The organism is Phascolarctobacterium faecium, from assembly GCF_003945365.1.
Classification (GTDB): Bacteria; Bacillota; Negativicutes; order Acidaminococcales; family Acidaminococcaceae; genus Phascolarctobacterium; species Phascolarctobacterium faecium.
In genome coordinates this window covers 1592386-1605013 of record NZ_AP019004.1, presented here as the reverse complement: position 1 = coordinate 1605013, position 12628 = coordinate 1592386, and the positions used below count along the sequence as shown (strand labels likewise).

Below are 12628 nucleotides of genomic sequence, written 5' to 3'. Positions count from 1 at the left end.
TTTTTATTACTGATATTCCTGATATTTACCGCAAAGGAACTTCCAAAATTTTTCTGTCGTCGCATTCAAAGTTTTTTCCTTACGTTTAACGATGTAAACATTACTGTAGATCGGCATCGCCAGAGGGACATATTTCAGCCCTTCAATGCTGTGTCCTTCCTCCAGCATCCGTTTTGTAAAAAAAGTAATACCAACATTATTGGCCACCATCGAAAACACATTCCTATGCCGTGTCATCGTTGCCGCCACATTACATTCCTTGTTCACTTTACGCAGCTTTTCCATTAAAATCCGGTAAATTTCCGATTTAGGAGAAATCAGAATGATTTTTTCATCCCGCAGCATCGAAAAATCAAATTCCTGTAGCTGTGCCAGCTCACTTTCCTGCGAACAAATCAGGCCGATCTCGTCTGTCATAAACAGCCGATGCTCATATTCGGGCAGCTGGTCAAAACCGTCGCGCACAAAAGCAAAATCCACCTTATCGTTTTTTAAAAGCATCAGTACGTCTTTCTGTTCTTCTTCCAGAATATTATAATTAACGACCTGCCTGCGATTTTTATTGACTTTCTGAAACTCAGAAAGCAGCGTTGATATCTTATAGGAACTGACGATTGGAATCGAAGCGAATTTCACTTCTTCGATCGGCGTATCTTCAAAAGCCATCAGCTCCTGGTGCATTTCGTTTTTTGTCTCCAGCAGCTGCAGCGCATAATCATAAAAACACTGGCCTGCTTCCGTCAGAGTAATCTTATTACCAGTCCTGTTAAACAACACTACCCCAAGCTCGGTTTCCAAAGCTTTGATCTGCTTGGACAGCGAAGACTGAGAAATGTATTCTTCCAGTGCTGCCGACCAAAAACTGCCATGCTTGACAATAGCGACAAAATATCTCAACTGATTAAAATTCATTTCTCTCACCTGCTTTCACTCTGCCCAGCCTGAAGCTGCTTATCTACTACGATTATACGGTAAAAGCAGGCTTTTTCGTATTCCAATAGAGCATAACGTCTTGCCTTTATAGAATTAAAAGTTTATTAATGCAAACTATTGGTTATATCTTTCCAATATGTCAAAACAGCTTTGCTATTTAGAATAGCCTTCAAACTCCCACTCGTATTATGATGTTCCTAAGAGGAAATGCTGCTTGAACACCGGTGTCAGTTGGTGCAGCTCTGAAACCGGTCAGCTGAAAACTGTTAGATATTGCAAAAAACAGTCTCCGCAAAAATGATTCTACTTTCTTGCAGGCAGCAGCTTCCCATTCACAGTACAGTATATTTAAGGAGGCTTTATTATGACTACTAAAATCAATGATTTACGTTCCGCACTCGACTATCTGCGTACCATCCCCGGACAGTTGGTGGAAACCAACGTCGAGGCCGATCCACGTGCCGAGATCTCCGGTATTTACCGCTATGTTGGTGCCAAAGGCACCGTTAAACGCCCGACTCGCTTAGGACCTGCCATGATCTTCAATAATGTTAAAGGCCATCCCGGCGCTAAAGTCGCTATCGGCGTACTTTCAAGCCGTGCCCGTGTCGGACACCTGCTGGGATGTGACCCCGAAAAGCTGGGCTTTCTTTTAAAAGACTCCGTATCCACCCCGATCGCTCCGGTAGTTGTAAGTGCTGACCAGGCACCCTGTCAGGAAGTAGTGCATCTGGCAACCGAAGAGGGCTTTGATATCCGCAAGCTGATCCCCGCCCCTACCAATACTGAAGAAGACGCCGGTCCATATGTAACCATGGGGCTTTGCTACGGCACCGATCCTGAAACCGGCGATACCGATATTACTATCCACCGCCTCTGCCTGCAGGGCAAAGACGAAATATCCATGTATTTCGTTCCAGGCCGTCACTTAGACGTATTCCGTCAAAAATACGAAAAAGCCGGCAAACCGATGCCGATCTCCATCAGTATCGGCGTTGACCCGGCCATCGAGATCGCCGCCTGCTTCGAACCACCTACAACTCCACTCGGCTTCAATGAATTGAGCATAGCCGGCAGTATACGGGGCGAAGGCGTGCAAATGGTACAGTGCAAAACTATCAACGAAAAGGCTATCGCCCGTGCAGAATATGTTATCGAAGGCGAACTGCTGCCTGATGTCCGCGTCCGCGAAGACCAAAACAGCAATACCGGTAAAGCAATGCCGGAATTTCCGGGCTATACCGGCGCTATGAAACCAGCAATCCCGCTGATCAAAGTCAAAGCTGTTACCCACCGCCGCGACCCTATCATGCAATCCTGCATCGGTCCTTCCGAAGAACACGTCAATATGGCAGGTATACCGACTGAAGCATCTATCCTCGGCATGACGGAAAAAGCACTGCCAGGCAATGTCAAAAACGTGTATGCCCACTGCTCCGGCGGCGGCAAATATATGGCCGTTATCCAATTCGTCAAAAAAGCTCCGCCTGATGAAGGCCGTCAAAGACAGGCTGCTCTGCTAGCCTTCTCTGCTTTCTCGGAACTGAAACACGTTATCCTGGTCGACGACGATGTTGATCTGTTTGATACCGACGACGTACTGTGGGCTTTGAATACCCGTTTCCAGGGCGATGTCGACGTTATCACTATCCCAGGCGTTCGCTGCCATCCGCTCGATCCTTCCCAATCCCCCGAATTTTCGCCTTCGATCCGCGATGTAGGTATATCCTGCAAAACTATTTTTGACTGCACCGTACCTTTCGGGCTTAAAGAGCACTTCCAGCGCAGCAAATTTAAAGAAGTCGATCCAGCCAAATGGGTTCCTGAATTATTCAAAAAATAATAGTAAAAGAAAAATACCTGAAGCATTTATGCTTCAGGTATTTTTCTTTTGTATACCTAATGCCAGTAGCTTCACTGCCTGCCACTGTTTGTGTCTCTCCGGACTTACTTCCCTGTCCCAAAATTCATACTTCAACTGGAAGAAATACTCCTCATAAAAACAGCTGACAGCCGATTGCCGCGAATAGTCTATTTTTAACGCTGCTAAAACGTCCAACAAACCGGCGCCAAAATATGGCAGCAACTCTTTTACTTTCCGTTTATACGTCCTAGTCTCCTCCTGAAAACGAGCATAACACAAAGCAAACAGCGCCAGCTCCAGCAGCTCCTTAAAAGTAATATCGTCGCCGCTTACGGCAGCCGTCAGTACTGTTTCATAAATCAAACTCCGTACCGCTGCACTGGCGTGAAAAAACAAAAGAAATTCGTTCAGCGCTGTGCCGGCCTGCGGCGGTACATATCCCTCAGCAAGTTCACCACCACGCACATATGGTGCTAAAGCTGTGAAATTGCCGCTGCTCACAAAAGTCTGCCCCATTTCCAGCAAAATTTCCTCCGGCGTCAACTGTAACCCATTCAGCAATCCACACGCCTCACCGTCCTGCAGATGTCGATAGATTTTCAACCCCTGCCGCTCCTCGCAGCCTGTAACCAGGCCATGCGGGCACTTCAACAAACCTTCCATATCAGTATGTCACCCCCTTTTCGATAATCCTGCGGGCAAGAAACCTGTGCAGATTTATGATTGTCGTATGCTCATAGCCATATTTATCCTCTTCGTCAAAAGTTATCTTCACCATCTCAATCTGATTCCTGCGGCAATAATCGTTCAACTCCCTTTCGGCCTGCTCACGGTCGTTGATCTCTCCATCCGATAATAGAAACAACAATCTCCGCTTCCCCTTCAGCACCTGTTCCTGCAGCAACCGCACCGCCGGCAGCAGATTAGTCCCCCCTCCAGACAACGGTACGATCGAAGTCTGCTCGGCTTTATCAATAAAACTTTTACGTACTTTGGCCCCGCCCTCAAAATCTATTACCAGTGTTCTGATACCGTCAAAATTATTAACTGCCGCCAAAATCTCGATCAGCGCTTCTGCATATTCACGTTCAAATCGGTACATACTGCCCGAAACATCGCGTATGATCATAATATCTACCGATACCTTACGCCGCAAGTAATACTGATAAACCCTGCTTTCCTCCGCTGTTTTAGAGGCCAGATACGCTTCCTGCTGCTTTTTCAGGTTAACGTCGCCGTCATAAGCACCAATGATCTTCATCGACGTAAAGCTCTGCTTAAAAATATATTCCAGCTCGCCGATCTCGCGCCTGTATTTCCGTACTGTATCCAAAAAGAACTGTGAAGTGTCGCCCGACCTGCTTACCATACGCCCTACGCCTGCCAGCTTACCTGTCTGTGATGCGGCATTCTGCATTTTTGCTTTCAGTTCACGGATATGCTCTTTCCGTACAATCTCGCATAATTCTTCTTCGCTGAGCACCTTCAGCATCGACATAGAACCGGCAGTTCCTGCCGCAGCAGCTTTCTGCTCCCACACAGGTGTGATTTCTGACGTCATCCGCAATCCCTGCAGCCATTCTGTCAGCAAATCCGTCACCACGATCAAATTCTGCAGCTCCGTCCGTACCGCAGTCAAGGCCAGAGGTACCATAAAATCATAAAAACTACTGTCCCCCTGCGGCTCGATGATACCGTACTTCAAAAACACCTGTAAAGCTTCCAGCTGACCACGCTGAGGCAAATACTTCACAAGCTGCTCCAACTCCACATCCTGTGTCGTCATATTCAGTAGTGTCAGCAGCTTGCCAAACTCAGGCAGCTCACGCGCCAGCTTATACTCACAGAACGTCCTAAACAGACTTCTATAGATGCATCGGTATAAAATATCCTTCTTAAGTCGCTCCAAGTGCCTGTACCCCTCCGCCCCCGTAAACAACGCCGTCTTTTCATACCGCAAAACACTCAGTTCACTTACAACAAACGCATCAGTAAAACTTTCTGACGACAGTAGCCCATGCAAAGCTGAATGCTGCCATGCCTCCAGCAACCATTCGCAGTTGACAGCCAGCACATACCCGTCCTCACGACTTCCAGTACAGCAGCACAGCTGTCCGCACTCTGTGCCAACAGAGCCTTGATATGCAGCCGCATCAGCATAATATTCTATTTTAAAAGCCAGTTCCGGGCATAATACCGCAAAATTTTCCATAACAGCCACCTTAAATAATTGAAGACTCAAGCTTCTCCTTCACCATCTGCAAATCATAAAAACCCAGGTCTACATCTAGATAATACATAAAGCTCTGCAAAATGATCTCTTTAAAAGTTACGATTCCGATCGCGCTCAAGGCCTGCTCCAGCTCCATGATCCGCCTGTCTGTCAAATCAGTAACGCTTGCCGCCTCACAGCCCAACACCCTTTTTGCCAGATACCTCTTGATGCTTTCAACATTCCGATTATCATAAAAATAAGAATCTATCATCGTCTGCCGCCACTCTGGGCGCCGCAAAAGCTCCAAATTGCACAGAACTACGGCAATAGCCGCATTGCGTACCGACAGTGGATAAGTATTGCTGCGTACCTCGCGCATCAACTCAATAATATAACGCTTTAGGCTTACCGGTACAACATCGTTGGCACGGCACTCCTCCGCTACTATCTGTTCAACTATCAAAAACTCATCTTCCGCCGTCGGATAATCGAAATAAAATGAAACCAGACGCTGAGCAAAGCTCTGCGGCAGCTTAACGTTGCCGGAATATCTGCTGTCATTCGAGCAGAACACGATCCGAAAATCCTCGTGTGCATAAATCATCTTATCGCCGATCGCCGTTACCGAAGTCCGGTCCAGTATACTGTTGAACATCAGCAAAATCTCCTGTACCGAATGTGTCGCCTCATCGACGATGATAATGCCGCCACGCTCCATACAATCTGCCACAACTCCGTTCTTAACTGCCAGACTGCCGTTTTCCAGCCTCAGTCCCAAAATCAGGCTTGTTTTCGTCTGTTCTGGACTCAGCTGCACATAATAGGCTGGCACATTTTTAGCCAGCGCATACTGCCTGGCCAGGTTCATCGCGATAATACTTTTGCCGCTGCCCGAAGGTCCCACGATATAAAGCGGCCACCTGGTATGCTCAAGCACCGCGTAGCAGCGTTCCAAAAGCTGCGTCCCATCCTCGCCTACTATTTTTGGTATCTGCTGCAGATCAAGCTGTGTTTTCAGCTCTGCCATAATTTTTCACCCCGCAATTATATAAAAAAAGCGGGGGAGCTAACTCCCCCGCCAATCAAGGACTTGTCCAAGCCCCAAGCAGCCATTTATTTCTTTAAAGGTGGAACCGGCGGAATTTGCTGTAAATTAGGAATATCTTCCGGTTTTAGTTTAAATACATCATGTACATGGATTTCTTCGGTAGAACGCCAGGAATAACTGCAGGTATCGCAGACATAAACTTCCCAAACATCGCCAACCGGGGATTTAGTCATAACTCTTACTGTATCAGCATCACAACGCGGACATTTCATAAAAATCTGCCTCCTTTATACCTCAAATTATCATTGATTTTTTTGTGCAGCCATAAAGTCTCTGAAAATAGCTTCCCATTTCGGGGTAGCCGGAGACGGTTTCAACAATTCAACAGAACGCGGATTCGGTTCCGGAGCGACCGGAGTAGTCGCATCGATGATCAGCTTGTCATGCATACCTGCCGGTACCGAAGACGGATCAAGCGGCATACCGGCACAATTCGGGATGATCGCAACATCCTTACTGGGTTTGACGCGGGTAGTAAGCGCCCACATAACCTGCTCCAGATTAAACGGATCGACAAACTCGTCGACAACGATAATGACCTTGGAATAAGGCATACCATGCGGAGTAGACAGCAGACGGAAAGCAACACCCTTACCGAAGCCGCCGTAACGGACCTTCGTAGAAATGATAACGCCGATACCATGAGTATACATAGCATTGACTGCCTGCACTTCAGGCATAGTAGCTTTCAGCTGTTTGTACAGAGGAACACTGGTATTAAGAGCCATCAGGTAATCGATCTCAGTCCAGGGCATACCAAGATACAAGTTTTCAAATATCGGATTGGTACGATGTGTGATATGAGTTATCTTGATCTCGCACTGATTCCTGGCGCCGGAATAAGAGCCAGGGAACTCGCCGAACGGGCCTTCGCAGGTACGAACGCGCGGCATAATGTAGCCTTCCAGAATAACTTCAGCATGAGCAGGAACATACAAATGCTCAGCAGTATCAGCTTTAGTAATTTCAGTAGGAACACCATCCTGCAAGGCGCCGACGAATTCATATTCATTCTGGTCGTAATTAACAGGAGTGCTTGCCATAAAGCTTACAAGCGGAGTATTGCCCAGAGCGATAGCTACTGGTAAAGGCTCGTTGACTTCTTCTGCCTTAGCAAGCTGGATGGCGATATCATGAAAAGGCAAAGCCTGGATGCCGATACGGTCGATATCTTTGACCTGGATACGGTAAATACCGACATTCTGCTTATCCAGATTATCAGGTTCAGCCGGATCGCCGGTAACAACGGCTGCTTTAGACAGGAAGAAACCACCGTCCTGATCATTGATTCTGTAAAGAGGCAAAACATCAAATAAATTGATATTTTCGCTGATGGTATTTTCCTTACACATTGCTTTTTCACGTGGAAGAATTACTGGCGGTACCGGGAATTTGTCCCAGCGGCGGTTCAATTCATGGAATTGTTCCTTTACAGGAGTGTCTTTAGGCATTCCCATCATCAAAGCATGATTAGCCCAGGAACCGTGAACGTTGGTTACAACAGAATATTTATAACCTTTCACCTTCTCAAACAAAACAGCCGGTTTTTTATCCATATTAGCGCAGGCACGTCCGGCAGCGCCAATATCAGGTTCCGGATCGACCTCATCTTTAACGCGGATCAGCTGCCCCTCTTCTTCTAATGTTTTTAAAAACTCTCTCAAATCTTTGTAAACTTTTGCCATGTTTTTGACCTCCTTTGTCATCGTTTCACTTGGTAAGGTTTACCCCTTGTCTATATACTAGAACTGACTGCTCCTAATAGCAATTCAGTTAGTTCGCAAGGATATGCGTTTTCGGAATTTCCAAAAAACCATCGCTGTCATTCAGTTTAGGAATAGGCAACAAGCAGCTGTTCATGCCGCTTTTTACCCGTGCCAGCCCTGCAAGCCAATGTAGACAGCAGGCACGTTCACATCTTTATTTTGAATGATATAACCCAGCTCCAACATACCGCTGCTGCCTTTGATACTGAGTGCCGGCGTGCTCAGACCTTTGACCGTTGTTTTTGCTTCGCCTCCAAATTCGTATTCATACGCCAAGCCTGCAATAAGTACATGGGTATGGCTCACTGTAAGGTTTGTCGTCCTTAAAATATGTTATAGGCAACAGCTAATACCCTTAAAGTAAGGTTTCTAACCTGCTTTAGGGGTATTTTATTTTACAGAAACAGTTTTTCCTGCTTTAAAGGAAGAAAAACTTTACTAAAAACAAAAACACTGCAAAATTTGCAGTGTTTTTGTTCTTAGCTTTTTAATTATGCTTTTAAACTGGCAATCGCCGCTTTGGTATCAGCAGCGCCATAAACATACGAACCTGCAACCAGTACAGTCGCACCTGCTTCACGTACCAGTTTGGAGGTTTTATCGTTGATGCCGCCGTCTACCTGTATTTCTATGTTTAGTCCTGCATCGTTGATCATCTTCCGCAGCCGGGCGATTTTTGGTACTGTGGTTTCAATGAAGCTTTGACCGCCAAAACCGGGGTTGACGCTCATCAAAAGCACCATATCCACATCCGGTAGAATCTCTTCCACCAGGCATAGTGGCGAAGCCGGATTCATAGCCACGCCGGCCTGCATACCTTTGTTTTTGATGTATTGCACACAGCGGTGCAGATGTTTGGTAGCTTCGGCGTGTACTACTACCATATCCGCGCCGGCATCGGCAAAATCGTCGATATATTGCTCGGGATTGTTGACCATCAGGTGACAGTCAAAAAAGAGATCAGTGACCTTACGGATATTTTTAACGACCGGCGCGCCAAAGGTCAGGTTCGGTACAAAGGCACCGTCCATCACGTCGATATGCACCCAGTCGGCTCCGGCAGTTTCGATTTTTTTGATTTCGTCTGCCAGATAAGCAAAATCGGCAGATAAGATTGAAGGCGCTACTTTGATCATTTTCTTCCGTCCTTTTCCTTTTTGGATTTTATTTCTTCTAAAATAGTCAGGTACGATTCGTAACGCGACTGCGCTATCTCTCCGGCTGCCAGCGCATCTTTGACGCCGCATATCGGTTCGTGCGTATGTGTGCAGGGCGTAAATTTACATCCATCTTCAAAGCCTGCAAATTCGCGGAAACATGCAGCCAGTTTTTTATCGTCCAGTTCTTCTAAATTCAAATTGCCAAAACCGGGAGTGTCTGCCAGATAACCGCCGGCAAAAGGCAGCAGGTGTGCAAAGCGCGTGGTGTGTTTGCCCCGCCCTATTTTTTCGCTGACACTGCCTGTCACCAGCTGCATACCGGGTTCGATAGCGTTGAGAGTCGATGACTTGCCCACGCCGGAAGGTCCGGCAAATACAGTTATTTTACCGTACAGCCGATCTTTCAGCTTGCCAACATTGATTCCCTGCTGCGCAGAGATCGCATAGACCTCGTAGCCCGCCCGTTTATAAACAGCTTCGATCTCGGCCACCAGCCCCGCCGGTGCCAAGTCGATTTTATTAAGGCAGATAACGGCCGGGATACCAGCCTGCTCTGCCAGTACCAGCAGCTTATCGGCCAGCAGGTAGCTGAAATCGGGGTTGATACAGGCAAATGCGACGATGATCAGATCGACGTTGGCGATAGTCGGCCGCAGCATAAAATTGCGCCGCGGCAGAATCCTGGTAATCATACTTTCGCCGTTATGATTGGTTTCAAATTCAACTATGTCGCCAGTGCAGAGTGAAAACCTGATCTGCTTAAGCTTGCCTTTGACCTTGCAGGTGACAAGCTCGTCGGTACCGCTGTCGACATAGTAATAACCGTTATAGGTTTTGATGATTCTTCCCTGGCCGATACTCACAGATTTTTCTCCTCGACCATTTTATTGTTACAGAAGAACTGCACTTTGCCGCTGCCGGTAACTTCCACTTTTTGGCGTATACGTACGCCGGCTTTCTGCGCGCCCTGATAAACAGTTCGCTGTCCGTTGGCATCGATCAGGATGATCTGCACATCCTGGGTACCGCTGCCCTGGGGCACGACGAATTCGGCATATTTATTGACGCTTTGCGGATGACTGCCGGATGATACCTGCAATACAACTTTACCGTCGGCGGCAAACTTAGAGCCTGCAGGCGGTTCCATACCTACTATGCTGCCCTCACTGCTGCCGCTTTCAACATAACGTACGGTAATATCCATGATACCTAACTCGGTCAGGGCTTTTTTAGCATCATTCAAGCTGCTGCCCATTACGTCCGGCATCGACAGGTCTTTGGGATCGCGGCATACAACCAGATCTACCTTCGATCCCTTCGGTGTCTTGTTTTTAGCCTTTGGGGCCTGTTCCAAAACAGAATCGGCCGGTTTGCCTGCCACAAATTTATAAGTTACAACACCAGTTTCGTAACCCAGGTCACTTAAAAACTTTTTGGCATTGTCCAGCTTTCTTCCAATCAAATCAGGCATTTCCAGCATTTCCAGGCCTTTGCTTACTACCAAAGTGATCTCGCTGCCTTCCTTACGCTTACTGATGCCTTCCGGTTCTTGTTTGATAACGTAGCCCGGAGTCACCTTCTCGTCATATTCTTCGTCCAGTTTTACAGTAAAGCCCGATTTTTCCAGGGTTTTCTGCGCTTCCACTACCGATTTACCAACTACGTTAGGCACATCAACTGTTTTGCGGCTGAACACGTTACCGACCATTAAAAAGACAGCGGATAAGATAGCGACCAGTGCAAACAGCTTGATGTATTTGTTCCGGCGTTCCCGCCTGTTGATAGCGGCAGCTTCCTGCACTATCTCGTCAGTACTTTTGTTGAAGGCCGGCTTCATGATAATGGTTTCTTCAGGAGCGCCTTCCTCATTATCATTGGCCCAGTCGTAAATTTTTCCGGTAGGCTCGGCCAGCTCGTTTTTCGAGATCGCCGTAATACCCAGCATTTCGGCATAATCTTCTTCAACGCTTTCCTGCAGCATTTTAGTTTTGATATTATAAAGGTCTTGCCACATTTCTTCGGCGGTCGCATAGCGGTCGGCCGGGTCTTTGGCAAGCGCTTTGTCAATTACTTCCTGCAGCGAATCAGGCAGGTCTGGATCATAGCTTTTCAGCGGCGGCGGCGTTTTTTCGAGGTGCATCATCGCCACAGCAACGGCAGTTTTGCCGTCAAAAGGCACGTGTCCCGTCAGCATTTCATACAAAACGATGCCCAGTGAATAGATGTCGGACTGAGCCGTTACGGGACAGCCTCCAGCCTGTTCTGGCGACAGATAATGCACCGAACCTATCACAGACGATGTATAGACCATCGTCTGACTGGTGACCATACGCGCGATACCGAAATCGGCGATTTTAGGTGTCATGCTTTTATTGATAAGGACATTATGCGGTTTGATGTCGCAGTGAATAATATTGCGGTTATGGGCATGCTGCAAAGCGGCAGCCAGCTCACAGGCAATATGCACGGCCCAGAAAGGTTTGAGCGGGCCCTGCTCCTCTAAAATACTTTTCAATGTTCTACCATCTACGTATTCCATAACGATAAAATACAAACTGTTTTCTTCGCAAACGTCAAAAATATTGACAATTGAAGGGTGGATCAGCCTTGCGGCGGACTGAGCCTCGCGGCGGAACTGTTCGAGCAGGCTTTTATCGTTATTGAACTGAGCGCGCAGTATTTTTACGGCGACTTCCCGGTCCAGCAGCATATCCTGTGCCAGGTAAACCTCCGCCATACCACCGACGCCGACAGGACGCAGGATCTTATAACGGTTATGTAAAATTTTTCCTACCATATCTGTCATGATCTGTTATCCTCCTCGGTCGGGGTCAAGTCTATCAGGATCAGCGAAATATTATCTCTGCCACCGTTGTCTAAGGCAGCTTCCAGCAGCACTTCAGCAGCTTCGGCCGTCTGATGTGCCTGCAGAATCTCGCTGATCTGTCTGTCATCCACCATATCACTTAAACCGTCACTGCATAAAAGCAGCTTGGTATCTGCTGTCAGCTCCAGAGTAAAGCAATCTACTTCCAGCTCGTCTTCAGCTCCAACAGCGCGCAGAATGATATTTTTCTGTGGATGCTTAAAAGCCTCCTGTTCAGTGATTTCGCCGTTGGCCAATAACTCTGCGACGTAAGAATGATCGCGGGTGACCTGCTGTAAAGTGCCGGCACTCCATGTATAAAGTCTGCTGTCACCTACGTTGACCGCATAAGCTTTACCGTCTGCCGCCAGATATACTGCCACGAGCGTCGTGCCCATATCATGATACTGTACTTCACTTTGAGCCATCTGCCTGATATGCTTATTAGCCTGCTGCACTGTTTCACGCATGGCGGTGCATAACTCGGTGCCAGTAAGCTCCTTAAATTTTTCCGCTTCCTGCTGCAAAACCTGTAAGGCTTCCCTGCTGGCGGTTTCTCCGGCTGCATAGCCGCCCATACCGTCAGCCAGCGCAAAAAGCTCAGATCCTGTTGTCAACAAAGCGTCTTCGTTGACAGTTCTTACCATGCCCACATGGGTTTTACTGATAACGAACATTGACGAACCTCCTAACTTTATAGCTTATGTCTGTTTTTG

At 47.4% G+C, this 12628-nt stretch carries 12 protein-coding genes; 1 reads left to right on the top strand and 11 read right to left on the bottom strand.

Translation table 11 applies throughout. From position 1 onward, the window contains the following. Positions 1-6: 6 nt before the first annotated feature. Positions 7-912, bottom strand: coding sequence for a LysR family transcriptional regulator (locus tag PFJ30894_RS07890; RefSeq protein ID WP_125669511.1), 906 nt, complete (start codon positions 910-912; stop codon positions 7-9). Between the two features lie 385 nt (positions 913-1297). Here PFJ30894_RS07890 and PFJ30894_RS07885 point away from each other — a divergent pair, with 385 nt between their 5' ends. After that, complete coding sequence (locus tag PFJ30894_RS07885) at positions 1298-2776, top strand: UbiD family decarboxylase (protein WP_125669510.1); 1479 nt, start codon at positions 1298-1300, stop codon at positions 2774-2776. A gap of 33 nt (positions 2777-2809) precedes the next feature. On the opposite strand, the gene PFJ30894_RS07880 is transcribed toward PFJ30894_RS07885, so the two are convergent. From PFJ30894_RS07880 to PFJ30894_RS07835, 10 genes are all read right to left on the bottom strand, one after another. After that, positions 2810-3460: a hypothetical protein gene (locus PFJ30894_RS07880; RefSeq protein ID WP_125669509.1), complete on the bottom strand. Its 651-nt coding sequence runs from the start codon at positions 3458-3460 to the stop codon at positions 2810-2812. A gap of 1 nt (position 3461) precedes the next feature. Next, the gene (locus tag PFJ30894_RS07875) at positions 3462-5009 is read right to left on the bottom strand and encodes a vWA domain-containing protein (RefSeq protein ID WP_125669508.1); all 1548 of its coding nucleotides are present in this window, start codon (positions 5007-5009) and stop codon (positions 3462-3464) included. A 10-nt stretch (positions 5010-5019) separates the two neighbouring features. Continuing rightward, entirely contained in the window at positions 5020-6039 is a 1020-nt protein-coding gene (locus PFJ30894_RS07870) for an AAA family ATPase (protein ID WP_125669507.1), read from the bottom strand. An 86-nt stretch (positions 6040-6125) separates the two neighbouring features. Next, the gene (locus PFJ30894_RS07865) at positions 6126-6332 is read right to left on the bottom strand and encodes a non-oxidative hydroxyarylic acid decarboxylases subunit D (protein WP_021718426.1); all 207 of its coding nucleotides are present in this window, start codon (positions 6330-6332) and stop codon (positions 6126-6128) included. A 30-nt stretch (positions 6333-6362) separates the two neighbouring features. After that, positions 6363-7805 (bottom strand): non-oxidative hydroxyarylic acid decarboxylases subunit C, encoded by a 1443-nt coding sequence (locus PFJ30894_RS07860; protein WP_021718425.1) that lies wholly within the window; start codon positions 7803-7805, stop codon positions 6363-6365. A 183-nt stretch (positions 7806-7988) separates the two neighbouring features. After that, positions 7989-8192 (bottom strand): hypothetical protein, encoded by a 204-nt coding sequence (locus tag PFJ30894_RS07855; protein WP_125669506.1) that lies wholly within the window; start codon positions 8190-8192, stop codon positions 7989-7991. A gap of 185 nt (positions 8193-8377) precedes the next feature. Beyond that, positions 8378-9022, bottom strand: a complete 645-nt coding sequence (gene rpe / locus PFJ30894_RS07850) for a ribulose-phosphate 3-epimerase (RefSeq protein ID WP_125669505.1) — start codon at positions 9020-9022, stop codon at positions 8378-8380. Then, on the bottom strand, positions 9019-9909 hold the full coding sequence (gene rsgA, locus PFJ30894_RS07845) for a ribosome small subunit-dependent GTPase A (RefSeq protein WP_125669504.1): 891 nt from the start codon (positions 9907-9909) through the stop codon (positions 9019-9021). The genes rpe and rsgA overlap by 4 nt, the downstream gene beginning before the upstream one ends. Beyond that, positions 9906-11852: a Stk1 family PASTA domain-containing Ser/Thr kinase gene (gene pknB / locus PFJ30894_RS07840; protein WP_113077014.1), complete on the bottom strand. Its 1947-nt coding sequence runs from the start codon at positions 11850-11852 to the stop codon at positions 9906-9908. The genes rsgA and pknB overlap by 4 nt, the downstream gene beginning before the upstream one ends. After that, the gene (locus PFJ30894_RS07835; RefSeq protein WP_125669503.1) at positions 11849-12589 is read right to left on the bottom strand and encodes a Stp1/IreP family PP2C-type Ser/Thr phosphatase; all 741 of its coding nucleotides are present in this window, start codon (positions 12587-12589) and stop codon (positions 11849-11851) included. Before PFJ30894_RS07835 ends, pknB begins: the two co-directional genes overlap by 4 nt. Positions 12590-12628 lie beyond the last annotated feature (39 nt).